Source organism: Paenibacillus sp. J22P277 (assembly GCF_059383675.1).
In genome coordinates this window covers 474,485-490,775 of the sequence record NZ_JBXENS010000001.1, presented here as the reverse complement: position 1 = coordinate 490,775, position 16,291 = coordinate 474,485, and the positions used below count along the sequence as shown (strand labels likewise).

Here is a 16,291-nt window from a genome sequence, read left to right as displayed (position 1 = left end):
GGTTGTTTGAAGCTTGATGCTTAAAGCGATTAGGAATGCTGACGATCCAATTCGAGCACGCGGTTGAACGATGCGATGGAGACCGCTACTTGTTCGTCCGTCGGCTCTTTCGTCGTCAGCTTCTGCAGCCACAGGCCGGGATAGCCGAGGAAGCGAAGCACCGGCAGATCCCGAAGCGCGTTCGTGAAGCGAAGCGCTTCATAGGAGAATCCGAGGACGACCGGCAGCAGAAGAACGCGCAAGTAAACCCGTTCCCATAGCGAATCCCAGTGAAAGAAAGAATACACGACGATGCCGACGAGCACGGAAAATACGATGAAGCTGCTTCCGCAGCGATAATGAAGCCGGGTAAAGCGTTGCACGTTCGAGACGGTAAGCTCCGCTCCCGCTTCGTAAGCGCTTATTACTTTATGCTCGGCGCCGTGATATTGGAAGAGACGTTTGATCAACGGCGTAAGCGAGATGATGTATAGATACGAGAGAAGGAACAGGATCTTGATGATTCCTTCCAACAGGTTGTGTACTATTATATTCTTGAACGCATGTCCAAAGATCAATTGTTCGATCAAAGCGGGCACGACGGTAAATACTAATTTACCGACGATGAAGGAAATGATCCCCGCGACGGCCACGCCGACGATCATGCTCAGGCTCCAGCCTTTTTTTTCTTTTTCTTGCGATTTGGCGATCGTTCCGTCCTTATCGTCTTCGAGCTCGTCCTCCGCGTACGATTCCATGGAGAAATTCAGATGCTGCGAACCCTTCGCGCTCGATTCGAGAATGGCGACAACGCCGCGGACGAGCGGGATTTTTTTCAGCCTTTGTATCCAAGGCGTGATTTTGCGCGGGACTTCGTAGAACTTGATTTCGTTATTTTTGCGGCGCACTGCGGTAACGTTCGCGTTTTTTCCCGCAAACATGACGCCTTCAATGACGGCCTGTCCGCCATAAATGTTTTGCGTGCTTTGCGACAAGGGCGAATCACCATCCTTTAGATTGACGTAGGTTCTCTAGTAAAATCGATTTCTCTCTCATTGTACTTGATTCTACACGACATTGCGAGCGGGATCCTTTACCGGACGCGCCCGGATGGTTTTGGAGATCGTTCCGCTGCGCATACTAAATGCTGGCTCCCTAAACTGATGTATGATCAACGGAGGAATGTCGATGCGCAACTCGCCGAAGGACCGCGAACAGCAAGGAAAACGCACCGAGTACAACGGAACGACCGATACGAATCCTTTCGCGTACTGCCTGCAGCTGGGCTTTTTTGCCGGTTTGATTTGGGGACTGGTGCGCTGGCTGCTGTACATCATTCATTTCACGAAAGTGCTGCCGGGATTTCTGGCGGATCCGTTCTTCCGGCAGTCGTTCCTGAAGACGAGTTGGGGACATCTGCTCGGCATCGGCTTTTTTATCGTATTTTCGATTCTAGCCGCGCTGCTGTACAAGCTGCTGCTCGGCCGGATCGCCGGACCGTGGCCGGGCTTGTTTTACGGCTTGTTCTGGTGGGCGGTGCTGTTCCTTCTGGCGGGTCCGGCGCTGGGATTGTTCCAGCCCATCAACAAGATCGGGTATGATACGATCTTCACGGAATGCGCGTTGTTTCTCGTCTGGGGCTTGTTTATCGGCTACACGATCGCCTTCGAATATACCGACGAAGCGTCCCGCGAACCGGCTGGCGCGCACTAAGAGGGCCGGCCGCCCCGGCACTTCTCAAAGCATAGGTTTTTGTGGTAGAATGGCTAATGATCTATGCGCCGGGAGGGCATCTCATGACTTCGATTCTTGTATTGAACGGGCCGAATCTCAACATGCTCGGCATCCGCGAGCCTGGCGTTTACGGCTCGATGACGCTGCCGGCCATCGAAGCGCTGGTGCAGCGGAAGGCAGACGAATTAGGCATTCGCGTTTCGTTCTTCCAGTCCAACCACGAAGGCGCGCTTATCGACCGCATTCATGAGGCATACGGGACGGAAGACGGCATCGTCATCAATCCGGGCGCGTTCACGCATTACAGCTACGCGCTGCGCGATGCGTTCGGCAGCGTAGGCTTGCCGGTCGTCGAAGTGCATATCTCGAACATCCATAAACGCGAAGCGTTCCGCCACGTATCGGTCATCGCGCCGGCGGCGCTTGGCCAAATCGCCGGATTCGGGCCGCAAAGCTACGTGCTTGGACTGACTGCGCTCGTACAGCATCTCAACGATAATGAAAAAGGGTGATGGAATGACGGCTGCACGCATAGCGGGCTTGAGAGAGAAACTGGGGCATCTCGGCGCGGACGCGATTCTCGTCACGAACGCCGTTAACCGCAGATACATAAGCGGATTTACCGGTTCTTCCGGCGTCCTGCTGCTTTCGCAGAGCGACAGCTGGCTGTTGACCGATTTTCGGTATATGACGCAGGCGCCGCAACAGGCGGTGGATTTTACCGTCGTGGAGCACGCGGCCAAATGGATCGAAACCGTGAAGGAGCTTGCCGTATCGGCAGGCGTCAAGAAGCTGGCCTTCGAGCAAGACACCGTCGTGTTCAGCGAGTATACCGCTTGGAGCACGGCATTAGGCGACGAGATCAAGCTCGTGCCGGTATCGGGCGTGATCGAAGGACTGCGGATGTACAAGGATGAATCAGAGCTTGCGATTATGCGGGACGCCTGCCGATTGGCGGACGAGACGTTCGAGCACATGCTTTCCTTTATTAAGCCCGGCCTGCGCGAGAGCGACGTGGCGCTCGAGCTGGAAACGTTCATGCGCCGCAAAGGCGCGACCTCGACATCGTTCGATACGATCGTCGCGTCGGGTGAGCGTTCCGCGCTGCCGCATGGCGTCGCGAGCGATCGCGTCATCGGCTCGAACGAATTCGTGAAGCTTGATTTCGGCGCCTACTACAACGGCTATTGCTCGGACATTACGCGGACGATCGTCGTCGGCAAGCCGACGGACCGCCACCGCGAAATCTACGCCATCGTCCTGGAAGCCCAGCTTGCGACGCTGGCCGGCATCAAACCCGGCATGACGGGCAAGGAAGCCGACGCGATCGCGCGCGACATCATCACGCGACACGGCTACGGCGACAAATTCGGCCATGGCACGGGGCACGGTCTCGGCATGGAAATTCACGAGGCGCCGCGCGTTTCGATGGCGGGCACGACCGTGCTCGAACCCGGCATGACCGTGACGGTCGAGCCGGGCATTTACCTGCCGGGCTTCGGCGGCGTCCGCATCGAGGACGACATCGTCATCACCGCCGACGGAATTTCGTTGTTAACCTCATCTCCGAAGACCTTGTTCATTTTGGAATGAGTTAAACTTAAATCAAATCTGACCTGCCGGCCGCAAACGAGCGCTTGGCAACCAATTCTAGGAGGAATCTGCAGTGATTTCAGTAAATGATTTTAAAACAGGCGTAACCGTCGAAGTGGACGGCGATATTTTTACCGTTATCGATTTCCAGCACGTTAAACCGGGCAAAGGCGCGGCATTCGTGCGTTCCAAGCTGAAGAACCTCCGCAACGGCAACACGGTCGAAAGAACGTTCCGCGCCGGCGAAAACATCGGCAAAGCGAACATCGAGAACCGTGCCGTTCAATATCTGTACAACTCCGGCGCGGAGTACTCCTTCATGGATAACGAAACCTACGACCAATTCACGCTCGACAAGGATCAACTGGAATGGGAGATCAACTTCCTGAAAGAAAACATGACCGTGAACATTTCCAGCTACAACAGCGAAATCCTCGGCATCCAGCTGCCGAACAGCGTCGATCTGAAAGTAACGGAAACCGAGCCGGGCGTCAAAGGAAACACGGCGCAAGGCGCAACGAAAAACGCAACGCTCGAAACCGGGCTGAACGTGCAAGTTCCGCTCTTCATCAACGAAGGCGACGTGCTGCTGATCGATACGCGCGACGGACATTATATCTCCCGCGCCTAGGCTCGGACAGCGTGCAGCATCGCCCGAAAACCGCTTGGCCGCCTAGGCTGGGCGGTTTTTGTCGTATTCAAAACAGTGCGGGTATGCTATAATCTTGTTTTGATGAAACATTACAACCTATGACTTTTACACTAGAACTTTCGTGGGAGTGGATGAGCGGTGTCGTTGATAGTAATGAAGTTCGGCGGCAGCTCCGTAGGCTCGACAGAGCGGATGCAGCGGGTTGCAAGGCGAATTGCCGATAATAAAGAGGCTGGTCACGATGTCGTTGTCGTCGTTTCGGCCATGGGAGATACGACGGACGATTTGATCGATCAATCAAAGCTTCTGAACGCCAATCCTCCGGCACGCGAAATGGATATGCTGCTGACGGTAGGCGAACAAATATCGGTCGCGCTGTTGTCGATGACGATCGACGCGCTCGGCTATAAAGCGACGTCGCTGACCGGCTGGCAGGCGGGCATCGAGACGGAGTCCGTGCACGGCAAAGCCCGCATTACCGACATTCAGCCGAAGCGGATCTTCGATGCGATCGCGAGCGGGCATGCCGTGATCGTCGCCGGCTTCCAGGGCGCGACGGAAGAGGGCGAGATCACGACGCTCGGCCGCGGCGGCTCCGACACGACGGCGGTGGCGCTCGCGGCCGCGATCAATGCGGACGTTTGCGAAATTTATACCGACGTGGACGGCATCTACTCCACCGATCCCCGAATCGTGAAGTGCGCGCGGAAGCTCGACGAGATTTCGTACGACGAGATGCTCGAATTGGCGAATTTGGGTGCGGCCGTGCTTCACCCGCGCGCGGTCGAATATGCCAAAAACTACAACGTGAAGCTCGTCGTACGTTCCAGTTTTACGCAAAACGAAGGCACGATCGTAAAGGAGGAAGCGGTTATGGAACAAGGAATGGTCGTTCGCGGCATCGCCTATGACAAAAACGTGGCGCGCATCAGTATTCTGGGTGTGGAAGACATCCCCGGCGTGCTTGCCAAAGTATTCGGCGCGTTGGCGTCGAACGGCATCGACGTCGACATCATCGTGCAAAGCGGCACGCAGGAAGGCAAAGCCGACTTTGCCTTTACGATCTCGTTGACGGACAAGGAAAAAGCGATCGCCGTCGTCGAAAGCATTCGCGAGGAAGTGCCTTACCGCGAAGTCACCTCGGAGGAGAACCTGGTGAAAGTCTCCATCGTGGGCGCGGGCATGGTCAGCAACCCCGGCGTCGCCGCGAAAATGTTCAAAGCGATTTACGACCTCGGCATCAGCATCAAAATGGTGACCACCTCCGAGATTCGCCTGTCCGTGATCATTGCCGCGGAACCCGCGCAGGAAGTCGTGCGCGCGCTTCACAGCGCCTACGGATTGGATACGGCGGAGCAAGTCTTCGTCGGCGGCCCGCAGGATCGACGTTAATCCTTTCGCCCGATCTCGATGTCTGTCTAAGATACGCATTTGGAATATAAGCATTAAAGAAGCCTCCGGCCCGCGCTCAACGCGGACGGAGGCTTCTTTGTGTTTGCGCGGCGCCAAGCAGCTGCAGCCTTAAAAGAACCGGCCGCCGATAAAGCTGAACAGCTTGAACAAAATCGCGGTGATGCCGGCCGCCATCAGCGGGCCGACCGGAATGCCCCGAAGAAAGACGATCCCGAAGATCGAACCGATCACGAGTCCGACGATCAGCTGCGGATCGAGCTTCAGCATCTCGAGTCCCTTCCCGTTGACGAAGGTGGCGATGGCGCCGCCCGTCAGGGCAAGTATGCCCGGCCAAGAGGTGACGACGCCGAGTATATCCTTGGTGCTGATCTTTTCCGATGCGAAGGGGACGAGCACGCTGAAGGTCAAAAACAGCAGGCCGAGCTCCAAGCCTCTTCGTTCGATAGTCGGCAAGAACCGCTCCAGATGAATCAGCTTCACAACCAATAACACGCAGGCTGCCGTCGAAATAATCGGGGAGCGGCCGATTAACCCGATAATGATCAGCACGACTAGTACGACTTCCCCGCTCATGCTTGTTGACCCCTTCAATCGTTGTCACCGCCTCCATGCAGTTGATGGAGCGTCCATACTCCATTGTATGGAACAAGCCTTCCCGTTATGTCTATCGTTAGGCGAGCATGTCGCCCTGCAGCCGCGGCACGATGGCGCTGACGCTGACCCGGCAGCAGTGATCCACGTCCCGGACGCTGCCGTTCTTCATCAGCCTGCGGCCGGTCGTACTGCCGAGCAGCAGCTCGCGGAGCTTGCCGTCGCTGCTTTTGTACAAGCCGAGCATCGCGGCGCCGAGATCGTTCATCTCGACCGCGGAGGGACTGATTCCCTGAAGCTCGCCAATGATCAGGCCGGCGCACAGGCCGTCTTCCAGCGCGAATTCATTATGGCTGCCGGCGCAGAGAAGCACGATGTCGCGGCGAAGCTCGGCGGCGGACTGCGCGCAGGCGGCGGCGTTGTTCAGGCAGCCGGCAAGCACGTAATCGGCGCGCATCGCCTTGTGCAGCGCCCGGGTTCCGTTCGTGGTCGTCAGCACGATGCGCTGGCCGCGCACGAGGTCCGCCGTGAATTCTTCCGGCGAATTGCCGAGGTCGAACCCGGGGATCTTGCGGCAAAACCGCTCGCCCGCCAGCAGATGGCCGCTGCACTGCAGCGCCCGCGCTTCCAACACGGTTTCGACGGGCATGATCCCGGCGGCTCCCGCTTCGAGCGCGGCGACGATCGTGCTCGTGGCGCGGAGCACGTCGATGACGATGACCGTCCGGTGCGCGAACCGGTCGGCCTGCGCTTCGTTGACGCTGGAAATGACTTCGATTTGCATGCTTTTAACGCTTCCTTCCTAATTGCTATCCCCACGGATTTAAAAGCTTGGCTTGGAAGCGGCGGAGCAGACGGAAACAGTCTGAAGAAGCGTTAGCGTTCGCTTTTGTACCCCGAATTTCACATGTAAGCAATCCAAGTTCAAAAAATTCAGGGGTACAACAGCGATCGGAAGACGTTTCCGTTGCGCAGCCTGCTTTGCGCCAAGCTTTAAATCATATACACGAACGGTTCGACCCGCTCGCCGAAATGAAACGTATCCGAACGGAGGCCGCGGCGCATCGTCTCCAGGGAGAGGACCTCCGACGGCTGAATGTTGCCGAGATTCGCATCGGCGCCGAACGTCTTCAACATTTGAACCTGCTGCTGCTTCAGCGGCGTCTCCCACATGATCCGGCTGATATCGCCGAGCGTGGCGCTGACGGATTCAAGCGCGTTTTGCGCGCAGTCGCCGTTGCGGTCGAACAGGCCGACCCCGACGCCGGATTCCCTGGCTTCGATCGTCACCATGTCCGCGCCGGCCCACCAATCCACTTCCGCCGTGAGCAGCAGCTCGTTGGCGTCGACGAGCGAGCCCGTCAGCTTCTTCCCATACTCCGTGACGACCTTCAGGCCGTTGCGGATGCCTTCCTGAATAAGCTCGGTGCGGAGCTTACGATCGAGCTCGATCGTGCCGTCGGAGACTTCGATTCCGTTAAAGCCGAGTCGGCACACCGTGTTGAAAAACGCGGGCACGACGTTCTGTTGGACCGCCGTTTCGAGCAGCGTTCCCCCGGGCATGACGGTCAGCCCGCAGCGTTTGGCCAGCTCGATTTTGGCAAGCAGCAGGTCCGTTGGATAGAGCGGCGCCGTTCCGAAGCCGAATTTAACGCAATCGATATAACCGGCTGCCGTTTCCATCAGATCGGCGAACGCATGTCGTCCCAGTCCTTTGTCGATGACCATCGTCTGTCCGCGGCCGGTTATTCGCTGCGCTTCCGGTCCGCCCGACGTTTCGCGTTGGCCGCTCGGATCCTGCAATGCGGCAGGCCAAGCCGCCTGAGAAATTGATTTCATTCGATCTCCTCGCTATCCATTCGTATCCTTGAATTCCGGCAAGCGGATAAGTTCGGCTGCTTTGCCCGAGATTCATGAGGGAAGAAGCTCGCTCCGCCTTTTGCAAGGAAGGCGCCAGCCCTTTCTTCTTGCCACCCGAGCAATATATGCAGTGCGCCCAGAGACGGTGCGAAGGGTGTCCGGGATGCGCCCATTTTATACGAATGAAAGAGAGACAGGCCCGCATAGATTGTAATAGAGCGGAATTGCTATGGCAGCCGCGTCGGTTCAGCATCAAATTGGAAAAGAGGGATTGGCATGCTTAACAAAATCGTACTCAGCATGGCGACGATTCGCATGTTCTCCGGGACGCTCGAAATCATGGCGGCGCTACTCATGCTGCGTCTGAATCAGATCGACAAGGCGCTCGTGGTGAACTCTTCCCTGGCGCTGGTGGGGCCGCTCGTCTTGATTTCGACGACGACGATCGGGCTTGTCGGTCTGTCGGATAAACTGTCGTTCGGCAAAATGCTCTGGATCGTCGGCGGCGTGGCGTGCATTTTGATAGGCGCGCTCAAAAAGTAGATTAGGCATATGCGGCGGCTTGTCCGCATACAATGGGAACAAAGATGGACAGTCCATCACTCTAGCAATCTAGCAGGAAAGCCGCAAGGCAGCCAAGATCGAAAGCCGGGAGGGAATGCCGAATGCTTACAGGAGTGCAGCATTTACTGCCTGCCGAGCTTGCCGAAGTGGTGAGCCGATTACCGGAATCATTGAAAGAAGAAGTAGAAGAGATCCGCATCCGGGAGAACCGGCCACTGGAAATCGGCACGTCGCGGGGATTCTGGTTTCTGTCGCGGACCGGTCAACCGCTCGCGCATCCGGAAGGAGCGTACAAGCCGTCCGCGGAGGTCTGCCGCAAGCTGCTGGAGCGGGTCACGAACCATTCCTTGTACGCGATGGAGGAAGAACTGCGGCGCGGGTACATCACCGTCGCCGGCGGCCATCGGATCGGACTGGCCGGCCGAACCGTGCTCGAAGGCGGCAGCGTCCGCGGCATCCGCGATATTGCGGCGTTCAACGTGCGGATCGCGCGGGAAGTGGTCGGCGCGGCGGCCGGGCTGCTGCCGAAGCTGTTGGACCATAAGCGGCAGACGCTGTTGTCCACGCTCGTCGTCGCCCCGCCTCAGCAAGGGAAAACGACGTTCGTTCGGGATCTGGCACGGGCGGCCAGCAGCGGAGACTGGGGTCATCCGTCGGCGAACGGCTGGCCCGGCAGGAAAGTCGGGATCATCGACGAGCGCTCCGAAATCGCGGCGTGCGTCAGGGGAGTGCCGACCTTCGACGTCGGTCCGCGCACCGACGTGCTGGACGCTTGTCCCAAGGCGGAAGGCATGATGATGATGCTTCGCTCCCTGTCGCCGGACATCCTCATCGTGGACGAGATCGGCCGCGACGAGGATGCCGCGGCAATCCTGGATGCCAGCCATGCCGGGGTCGCGGTCATCGCCACGGCCCATGCGCTGGATCTCGAAGACGCCCGTGCCCGTCCCGTTCTCGGGAAGCTGCTGGAGGCCGGCGCCTTTCAGCTCTGCGCGCAGCTGCAGCGCGGCGGAGGCGGGCTAACCGCGCGGGTCTTCCCGGTATCGGCGGCATTCCGGTTGCCGGCGGCCCGCGAGCCGACAGCGTCGAAAGGGGGCGGAGGCCATGGTTAAGCTCATCGGGGCGGCGCTTATCCTGTTCGCCGGCGCCATGATCGGCTGGTTGCAAGCGGCGCGTTACGTCGCCCGCCCGAATCAGATCCGCCAGCTGATCCATGCGCTCCAGCGATTGGAAACCGAGATCGGCTACGGCTTCACGCCGCTGCCGGAAGCGATCGCCAGGTGCGCAGCGCATGTGCCCGAGCCGGCGGCCTCGCTGCTGCGGGCGGTGAACGGCAGGCTGTCGGGCGGGGGAGAGCTCACCTTCCGGGAGAGCTGGGAAGCCGCGGTAGTGGACGCTTGGCCGCATACGGCGATGCGGCAGCCGGAACAAACGGCGCTGATTCGCCTGGGCCATAATCTGGGCATCAGCGACCGCGAGGATCAGATGAAGCATCTGAAGCTTGCCGTGCAGCAGCTGCATTTCGAAGAGGACGCGGCGCGGCTCGATGGCGTGCGGTACGTGAAAATGTGGCGAAGCTTAGGCGTTCTCACGGCGGCGCTTATCGTCATTTTGATTCTTTAGTGGGGTGCCGTATGCATGAACATTGATGTCAGCGCCATATTTCAAATCGCCGGAATCGGCATCATTACGGCTATGATTCATACCGTTCTGAAGCAGATGGGCAAGGAAGACATGGCGCATTGGGTTACGCTGATCGGCTTTGTCGTCGTCTTGTTCATGGTCATTCGGCTCTTGAACGATCTGTTCACGGAAATCAAAACGATCTTCTTGTTTCAATGAAGACGGCGCATACGATCGATCGCGAGGCGGGTGAGTAAGGATTGGAAATCATCCAGATTGTCGGCCTTGGACTCGTCTCCACCGTGCTCGTGCTCGTCGTGCGCGAACAGAAGCCGATGTTCGCTTTTCTGCTCGCGGCGTTCACGGGATTGTTCATCTTCCTGTTCGTCATCGGGAAAATCGAAACCGTCATCGGCGTACTGGAGCAGCTCGCGGACCGGTCAGGCATCCCCTCGATCTACTTGAAGACGGTGCTCAAAATCATCGGCATCGCGTACATCGCGGAATTCGGCTCCCAGATCGTCCGGGACGCCGGCCAGGAGAGCATCGCGTCCAAGATCGAATTCGCCGGCAAAATTCTGATTCTTGTCCTGGCCGTGCCCATCATCAGCGTCATCGTCGAAACCGTACTAGGCTTACTGCCGATGGGGAGTTGAAGATTATGCGGCAGCGCGTCATGCGTTGTTTGGTCCTGCCGGCCCTGCTTTGCTGGGGACTGCTGCTGTTCCTCCCCGCGGTCGCGTCGGCGGAGCCTTCCGGCAGCTCGGCTCCGGGCGCCGGACAGCAGGCGGATGCTGCCGCATCCGAGCCGGTCGCGGAGGACGGCACGGTCGCCGTCGACAAGCAATTATCGGACGAGCAGCTGAACGGCATCGACACGGATGCGGTGGAAACTTACTGGAACAAGCTGGTGAGCGATTACGGCGGTTTTTTTCCCGACAACGACGTGCCGAGCTTCGTGGAGATGATCATGCCCGGCGGCAAAGGCTTGAAGCTGACGACGGTGCTGTCGGGATTGCTGAAATACGTGCTCCATGAAGTGCTTTACAACGGAAAGCTGCTGGTCACGATCGTCATCTTGACGGTGTTCAGCCTGATGCTGGAGACGATGCAGACGGCCTTCGAGCGCAATACCGTCAGCAAAGTGGCCTACAGCATCACGTACATGGTGATGATCGTGCTGGCGGTCAACAGCTTCAACGTCGCCATCGGCTACGCGAAAGATGCCATTACCGGCATGATCCAATTCATGATGGCGATGGTGCCGCTGCTGCTGACGCTGCTGGCGACCATGGGGAGCGTCGTCACGGTATCGGTGCTGCATCCGCTGATCGTGTTTATGATCCACGCCGTCGGCACCGTCATTTACACGCTGGTCTTCCCGCTGTTATTCTTCTCGGCCGTGCTTCATATCGCCAGCTCATTGTCGGACAGGTTCAAAGTCACCCAGCTGGCAAACGTGCTTCGGAATTTCGCGGTCGGGCTGATGGGCGTCATGCTGACGGTCTTCCTGGGCGTGATCTCGGTGCAGGGAGCCACGGGCTCGGTAACGGACGGCGTGACGATGCGGACGGCCAAGTTCGTGACGGGCAACTTCGTGCCGGTTATCGGCCGAACCTTCTCCGACGCGGCGGACACGGTCATGTCGGCATCGCTGCTCGTGAAGAACGCCATTGGTCTCTCGGGCGTCGTCATCATCTTGTTCCTATGCGCCTTTCCCGCCATTAAGATCATCACGCTGGCTTTGATCTACAACGTGGCCGCGGCCGTCATGCAGCCGCTCGGCGACAGTCCGATCGTGGGCTGCCTGCAAACGATCGGCAAAACGCTCATCTACGTCTTCGCCGCGCTGGCCGCGGTCGGACTCATGTTCTTCCTGGCCATCACGATCATCATAACGGCCGGCAACGCGGCGGTGATGATGAAGTAGCGGAGTACGCGGAGGCGATGACATGTTGAATTGGCTGGCCGTCTGGTTGCAGCAAATCATAGCGGTGGTGCTGCTGGCGGGGTTCATCGATCTCCTCCTGCCGAACAAGGGGATGCAGCGGTACGTCCGGCTGGTCGCGGGCTTGATCATTCTGCTGACGATTCTTACGCCGATCATCCGGGTGCTGCAAGGCGATTTCAGCGCCAAGCTCGACGCGCAGGTCGAGGATTGGATCAACGCCGATTCGTCGAAGGACCTCCGCATGCCGACGCTGCAGGACATCGAAGAGGATGCCAAAGCGCTGAAGCAGAAGGAAGCGGCTTCCGCTTCCGCGCTTGCCGAGCAACGGATTGCCGAAGCGATGAAGGCGGGCATCGAGCAGTCCACCGGTCTTAAGGTGGCGGCCGTCGACGTGAAGATGAAGGCGGACCGGAACGGACAGCCCGCCCAATTGAGCGGCGTCAGCGTCACGCTTGCCCCGGCGGAACAAGCGCCGCCGGACGAAGGGACTGACGCCGACGGCGGCACCGGACCGAACGCGGCGCCGGTAGACGACGTGCAAGCCGTGCAGGTCGACGTAACGCCTTCCTCGGATGCGACACCGGACGATGGGGACGGGGACGCGTTCCGGCCCGCGACGGCAACGATCGCGGGCGCGGTCAAATCGGTGCTGCGGGAAGGCTGGTCCGTCAATCCGGCCGCGGTAGAAGTTCTGGAGCCGGCTCCGGCCGCGGCTTCCGCGCGATAGGGAAAGGGGAGAACGACGTTGGCCAAATGGCTGGACGGGCTGGAGTCGACGCTCGGCAAAGGAAACGGAGGCCCGAAGCGGGTGCGCACGCTGCGCTGGCTGCTTGTCATCGGCGGCATCGGGGCCGCGCTGATGCTGATGAATTCGTTCCTTCATTTTCAGGAGGTTCCGCAGGAGCAGACGACGCAAGGGCAGGATCAGGGGCAAGCGCAGCCGGGCGGTTCAGGCGACCAGCCCGCCTCGGGGGGGATCAAATCCGGGGGCAGCCCCTTCGATGCCATCGAGCAGCCGCTCGAGAGCCGGCTGAAGGAGATCCTGGAAACCATCGTGGGCGTCGGGCCGGTGGAGGTCATGGTCATGGTCGATTCCACGGAAGAGTCCATCGTTCAAATCGACGAGAAGGAAGCGCAGCAGATCACGAACGAAACGGACAAGAACGGCGGCAAGCGAAGCATCACGTCGATTACGAAAGAAGGACACGTCGTCCTTTACGATACGAATGGCGACAGCGCGCCGATCATCGTCAAACGGATTCAACCCAAAATCAGAGGCGTGCTCATCGTGGCGCAAGGCGCGGAGAACGGAACGGTGCGCAGGCTTATCATCGACGCCGTGGAGAAGGGTCTCAACGTTGCGGTCAACCGAATCTCGGTTATTCCCCGCAAGCAACAATAAACCCACTGGGATAATGAAAAGGGAGGCTGTACAAGAATGAATAACAAAAGGCAAACGATTTGGCTCGTTTCGATGCTCAGTTTGATGGTGGTTTTGTCGGCATACTACCTCTTCACGGAAGACGTAAGCACGCCGTCGAACGATATCGTGACGACGGACGGCACGAAGCAGCAGGGCGCGGCGAGCGATGCCACCGAAGCTTCCGGAACGGAAGCTGGCGACGACGCGATCATCGCGGACGAAGTGACCGGCGACGGCGCGGGCAACGCTTCCGGCAACGCCGCTGCGGACGGAGCCGGCAACGCGTCGGCGGATGCGGCAAATGCCGCGGACAACGGAGTGGACGCTGCGGCCGGCAATGCGGACGCGGCCAAGACGGACGATGAAGTATTGAAGGAACTCGAAGAGGCCGGCGGCGTGGCAACCAGCGTGTTCAGCCAGCTTCAGGAGCAGCGCGACGAATCGTACAATGAAGAATACAATTCGTTGATGGGCAAAGTGTCCGATACGAAGCTAAGCGACAAGGATGAAGCAACCTCGGTGCTCGAACAGCTCGATCTGCTCGAGGACAAGAACACGAAGATCACGGGGCTGGAAGAAGAGCTGTCCAATCAGTTCGGCAACGCGGCCATCGTGCCGGATGCCGGCGGCGACAACTACAAGATCGTCGTGCAAAGCGACAAGCTCGAACGGAGTCAGGCGGACAGCATCCTGACGATGGCGATCGAGGAGCTGGGCCTGTCGCCGGATCAATTGACGATCCAGTACGTGAAGTAAGCCGCCATGGCGGGCCCCGGTGCCGGAATTCGCGGCGCCGGGGCTTTTTTCCAATTCGAGGGGGCAAAAATGGTCTTCGTGTTCTGGCGCATTTATGCTATAATAAGGTCTGCTATGTGCAGGTTTGGAAATTTGCACCGCTTTTTCGCGGTTGCAAACACAGCGCTTACATTCAAGCGATCACGCAGCGTCCCGCAGTGAGGATGCAAAAACTTATAGGAGTGAAACGATGTTTAAACTGAGCGAGATTAAAGAATTGATCAAGCTGGTCGACGGGACTTCGGTCCATGAGCTCGAAATTGAAAACGACGGCGCTCGTCTAATGATCCGCAAGCCCGGCAAGACGGAAGTGGTGAACGTCTCGCAAAGCGCGCCTTTCGTTACTACATATACGCAGGCTCCCCAAACCCAGGCGGAGACGCAGGTTCCGGCCGCTCCGGCGCCGCAAGCGGCTCCGGCAAACAACTATCACGAGATCAAGTCGCCGATGGTCGGCACGTTCTACCGCGCGTCCTCGCCCGACAAGCCTCCGTTCGTGAACGTGGGCGACCGCATCAACGACAAGTCGATCGTTTGCATTCTCGAAGCGATGAAGCTGATGAACGAACTGGAAGCGGAAGTGCGCGGCGAGATCGTCGAGATTCTCGTCGAGAATGGACAACTGGTCGAGTTCGGGCAGCCGTTGTTCCTTGTCAAGCCGGAATAATCCGCCCGCTGCGGAACGAACCGGAAACAACGGACACGAGAGGAGCTTTTAACCGTGAAATTCAATAAAATTCTGATCGCGAACCGCGGCGAAATCGCCGTTCGAATCATACGCGCCTGCCGCGAGCTCGGCATCGAGACGGTAGCCGTCTACTCCGAAGCCGACCGCGAATCGCTTCACGTTCGCCTTGCGGACGAAGCCTATTGCATCGGTCCAGTCGCTTCCAAGGACAGCTATTTGAACCTGACGAATATCATGAGCGTGGCCACGCTGACCAACTGTGACGCGATTCACCCCGGCTACGGTTTCTTGGCGGAGAACGCCGACTTCGCGGAAATTTGCGAATCGTGCGGCGTGACCTTCATCGGTCCGTCGCCGCAAGCGATCAGCAAAATGGGCGATAAATCCGTCGCCAAATCGACGATGAAAGAAGCCGACGTGCCGATCATTCCGGGCTCCGATGGCTTGGTCGAGGACATGGACGACGCGATCCGCGTCGCGCGCGAGATCGGCTATCCGGTTATCATCAAAGCGACGGCCGGCGGCGGCGGCAAGGGAATTCGGATCGCCGAGAACGAGGAATCGCTGGTTTCCCAGATATCGACGGCGCAGCAGGAAGCGCAGAAAGCGTTCGGCAACGCCGGCGTCTATCTCGAGAAATACCTGACCGGCATGAAGCACGTCGAGATTCAAATCATGGCCGACAAGCATGGCAATGCCGTCCATCTGTTCGAGCGCGACTGCTCCATCCAGCGCCGCAGACAGAAGCTGCTGGAAGAAGCGCCTTGCCCGGTTCTCAGCCCGGCGCTCCGCGAGCGTATGGGACAGGCGGCGGTCCGCGCCGCGCAGGCCGTGAATTATTCCGGCGCGGGCACGCTCGAATTTTTGCTCGGTCCGGACGGCAATTTCTACTTTATGGAGATGAACACGCGGATTCAGGTCGAGCATCCCGTCACCGAGATGATCACGAACGTCGATTTGATCAAAGAAATGATTTCCGTGGCCGAGGGCAATCCGTTGTCCTTCGCGCAGGAGGATCTGAAGATCAACGGCTGGGCGATCGAGTGCCGGATCAACGCCGAGGATTCCGAACGCGGCTTCATGCCGTCGCCGGGGAAGATCGACTTTTATCTGGCACCGGGCGGTTTGGGCGTTCGCGTGGACAGCGGGGCTTATCCCGGCTACACGATTTCGCCGCACTATGATTCTATGATCGCGAAGCTGATCGTATGGGGAGCCACGCGGGATGACGCCATCGCGCGCATGAAGCGGGCGCTCTCGGAATTCGCGGTCGACGGGATCCGCACCACCATTCCGTTTCATATAAAGCTGCTCAATCATCCGATGTTCCTGAAGGGCAATTTCGATATCAAATTCCTTGAGGAACACGATATCAACAACCCTGAGGAATACGTTCTGGAGTAGAGGGAAACAAGTCCTGCACCG

General features: G+C 58.6%; 20 protein-coding genes. 16 read left to right on the top strand and 4 right to left on the bottom strand.

Annotated features, from left to right (window positions below; genetic code table 11):
• Positions 1-29 precede the first annotated feature (29 nt).
• Entirely contained in the window at positions 30-920 is an 891-nt protein-coding gene (locus tag AC50YL_RS02600) for a DUF1385 domain-containing protein (RefSeq protein WP_494829777.1), read from the bottom strand.
• Between the two features lie 247 nt (positions 921-1,167).
• Here AC50YL_RS02600 and AC50YL_RS02595 point away from each other — a divergent pair, with 247 nt between their 5' ends.
• From AC50YL_RS02595 to AC50YL_RS02575, 5 genes are all read left to right on the top strand, one after another.
• Positions 1,168-1,692 carry a YqhR family membrane protein gene (locus tag AC50YL_RS02595; protein WP_494829073.1) on the top strand — a complete coding sequence of 175 codons (525 nt, stop codon included), beginning with the start codon at positions 1,168-1,170 and terminating at the stop codon, positions 1,690-1,692.
• A gap of 83 nt (positions 1,693-1,775) precedes the next feature.
• Positions 1,776-2,225: a type II 3-dehydroquinate dehydratase gene (aroQ, locus tag AC50YL_RS02590; protein WP_494829072.1), complete on the top strand. Its 450-nt coding sequence runs from the start codon at positions 1,776-1,778 to the stop codon at positions 2,223-2,225.
• A 4-nt stretch (positions 2,226-2,229) separates the two neighbouring features.
• Complete coding sequence (locus tag AC50YL_RS02585) at positions 2,230-3,306, top strand: M24 family metallopeptidase (protein WP_494829071.1); 1,077 nt, start codon at positions 2,230-2,232, stop codon at positions 3,304-3,306.
• 73 nt (positions 3,307-3,379) lie between these two features.
• Complete coding sequence (efp, locus tag AC50YL_RS02580) at positions 3,380-3,937, top strand: elongation factor P (RefSeq protein ID WP_494829069.1); 558 nt, start codon at positions 3,380-3,382, stop codon at positions 3,935-3,937.
• Between the two features lie 159 nt (positions 3,938-4,096).
• Entirely contained in the window at positions 4,097-5,350 is a 1,254-nt protein-coding gene (locus AC50YL_RS02575) for an aspartate kinase (protein ID WP_494829068.1), read from the top strand.
• Positions 5,351-5,479: 129 nt separating this feature from the next.
• Here the strand turns inward: AC50YL_RS02575 and AC50YL_RS02570 are convergent, their stop codons facing one another.
• The 3 genes from AC50YL_RS02570 to comA form a co-directional block, all read right to left on the bottom strand.
• Complete coding sequence (locus AC50YL_RS02570; RefSeq protein WP_494829066.1) at positions 5,480-5,944, bottom strand: DUF441 domain-containing protein; 465 nt, start codon at positions 5,942-5,944, stop codon at positions 5,480-5,482.
• 97 nt (positions 5,945-6,041) lie between these two features.
• On the bottom strand, positions 6,042-6,746 hold the full coding sequence (locus AC50YL_RS02565; RefSeq protein WP_494829064.1) for a 2-phosphosulfolactate phosphatase: 705 nt from the start codon (positions 6,744-6,746) through the stop codon (positions 6,042-6,044).
• A gap of 209 nt (positions 6,747-6,955) precedes the next feature.
• The gene (gene comA / locus AC50YL_RS02560) at positions 6,956-7,801 is read right to left on the bottom strand and encodes a phosphosulfolactate synthase (RefSeq protein ID WP_494829062.1); all 846 of its coding nucleotides are present in this window, start codon (positions 7,799-7,801) and stop codon (positions 6,956-6,958) included.
• Between the two features lie 297 nt (positions 7,802-8,098).
• Here comA and AC50YL_RS02555 point away from each other — a divergent pair, with 297 nt between their 5' ends.
• From AC50YL_RS02555 to accC, 11 genes are all read left to right on the top strand, one after another.
• Positions 8,099-8,365: a YqhV family protein gene (locus AC50YL_RS02555; RefSeq protein WP_161740758.1), complete on the top strand. Its 267-nt coding sequence runs from the start codon at positions 8,099-8,101 to the stop codon at positions 8,363-8,365.
• A 122-nt stretch (positions 8,366-8,487) separates the two neighbouring features.
• The gene (spoIIIAA, locus tag AC50YL_RS02550; protein ID WP_494829060.1) at positions 8,488-9,498 is read left to right on the top strand and encodes a stage III sporulation protein AA; all 1,011 of its coding nucleotides are present in this window, start codon (positions 8,488-8,490) and stop codon (positions 9,496-9,498) included.
• Positions 9,491-10,009: a stage III sporulation protein SpoIIIAB gene (gene spoIIIAB / locus AC50YL_RS02545; protein ID WP_494829058.1), complete on the top strand. Its 519-nt coding sequence runs from the start codon at positions 9,491-9,493 to the stop codon at positions 10,007-10,009. Before spoIIIAA ends, spoIIIAB begins: the two co-directional genes overlap by 8 nt.
• Before the next feature lie 15 nt (positions 10,010-10,024).
• Entirely contained in the window at positions 10,025-10,228 is a 204-nt protein-coding gene (gene spoIIIAC / locus AC50YL_RS02540; protein ID WP_161740751.1) for a stage III sporulation protein AC, read from the top strand.
• Positions 10,229-10,269: 41 nt separating this feature from the next.
• The gene (gene spoIIIAD / locus AC50YL_RS02535; protein WP_161740749.1) at positions 10,270-10,665 is read left to right on the top strand and encodes a stage III sporulation protein AD; all 396 of its coding nucleotides are present in this window, start codon (positions 10,270-10,272) and stop codon (positions 10,663-10,665) included.
• 5 nt (positions 10,666-10,670) lie between these two features.
• The gene (gene spoIIIAE / locus AC50YL_RS02530) at positions 10,671-11,939 is read left to right on the top strand and encodes a stage III sporulation protein AE (RefSeq protein ID WP_494829056.1); all 1,269 of its coding nucleotides are present in this window, start codon (positions 10,671-10,673) and stop codon (positions 11,937-11,939) included.
• 22 nt (positions 11,940-11,961) lie between these two features.
• Complete coding sequence (gene spoIIIAF / locus AC50YL_RS02525; RefSeq protein ID WP_494829054.1) at positions 11,962-12,687, top strand: stage III sporulation protein AF; 726 nt, start codon at positions 11,962-11,964, stop codon at positions 12,685-12,687.
• Between the two features lie 18 nt (positions 12,688-12,705).
• Positions 12,706-13,362 carry a stage III sporulation protein AG gene (gene spoIIIAG / locus AC50YL_RS02520; RefSeq protein ID WP_494829052.1) on the top strand — a complete coding sequence of 219 codons (657 nt, stop codon included), beginning with the start codon at positions 12,706-12,708 and terminating at the stop codon, positions 13,360-13,362.
• A gap of 36 nt (positions 13,363-13,398) precedes the next feature.
• On the top strand, positions 13,399-14,139 hold the full coding sequence (locus AC50YL_RS02515) for a SpoIIIAH-like family protein (RefSeq protein ID WP_494829050.1): 741 nt from the start codon (positions 13,399-13,401) through the stop codon (positions 14,137-14,139).
• A 229-nt stretch (positions 14,140-14,368) separates the two neighbouring features.
• Entirely contained in the window at positions 14,369-14,845 is a 477-nt protein-coding gene (gene accB / locus AC50YL_RS02510; protein ID WP_494829048.1) for an acetyl-CoA carboxylase biotin carboxyl carrier protein, read from the top strand.
• A 54-nt stretch (positions 14,846-14,899) separates the two neighbouring features.
• A complete protein-coding gene (gene accC, locus AC50YL_RS02505) occupies positions 14,900-16,270 on the top strand; it encodes an acetyl-CoA carboxylase biotin carboxylase subunit (RefSeq protein ID WP_494829047.1) in 1,371 nt (456 codons plus the stop codon).
• Positions 16,271-16,291: the final 21 nt, after the last annotated feature.

Bases quoted from the DNA above. Each gene is read 5' to 3' on its own strand.
- AC50YL_RS02595 (WP_494829073.1), top strand. From the start codon at position 1,168: ATGCGCAACTCGCCGAAGGACCGCGAACAGCAAGGAAAACGCACCGAG.
- spoIIIAA (WP_494829060.1), top strand. From the start codon at position 8,488: ATGCTTACAGGAGTGCAGCATTTACTGCCTGCCGAGCTTGCCGAAGTG.
- AC50YL_RS02515 (WP_494829050.1), top strand. From the start codon at position 13,399: ATGAATAACAAAAGGCAAACGATTTGGCTCGTTTCGATGCTCAGTTTG.
- aroQ (WP_494829072.1), top strand. From the start codon at position 1,776: ATGACTTCGATTCTTGTATTGAACGGGCCGAATCTCAACATGCTCGGC.
- AC50YL_RS02600 (WP_494829777.1), bottom strand. From the start codon at position 920: ATGTTTGCGGGAAAAAACGCGAACGTTACCGCAGTGCGCCGCAAAAAT.
- comA (WP_494829062.1), bottom strand. From the start codon at position 7,801: ATGAAATCAATTTCTCAGGCGGCTTGGCCTGCCGCATTGCAGGATCCG.
- spoIIIAE (WP_494829056.1), top strand. From the start codon at position 10,671: ATGCGGCAGCGCGTCATGCGTTGTTTGGTCCTGCCGGCCCTGCTTTGC.
- AC50YL_RS02565 (WP_494829064.1), bottom strand. From the start codon at position 6,746: ATGCAAATCGAAGTCATTTCCAGCGTCAACGAAGCGCAGGCCGACCGG.
- spoIIIAB (WP_494829058.1), top strand. From the start codon at position 9,491: ATGGTTAAGCTCATCGGGGCGGCGCTTATCCTGTTCGCCGGCGCCATG.
- AC50YL_RS02585 (WP_494829071.1), top strand. From the start codon at position 2,230: ATGACGGCTGCACGCATAGCGGGCTTGAGAGAGAAACTGGGGCATCTC.
- spoIIIAF (WP_494829054.1), top strand. From the start codon at position 11,962: ATGTTGAATTGGCTGGCCGTCTGGTTGCAGCAAATCATAGCGGTGGTG.
- AC50YL_RS02570 (WP_494829066.1), bottom strand. From the start codon at position 5,944: ATGAGCGGGGAAGTCGTACTAGTCGTGCTGATCATTATCGGGTTAATC.
- accB (WP_494829048.1), top strand. From the start codon at position 14,369: ATGTTTAAACTGAGCGAGATTAAAGAATTGATCAAGCTGGTCGACGGG.
- AC50YL_RS02555 (WP_161740758.1), top strand. From the start codon at position 8,099: ATGCTTAACAAAATCGTACTCAGCATGGCGACGATTCGCATGTTCTCC.
- spoIIIAC (WP_161740751.1), top strand. From the start codon at position 10,025: ATGAACATTGATGTCAGCGCCATATTTCAAATCGCCGGAATCGGCATC.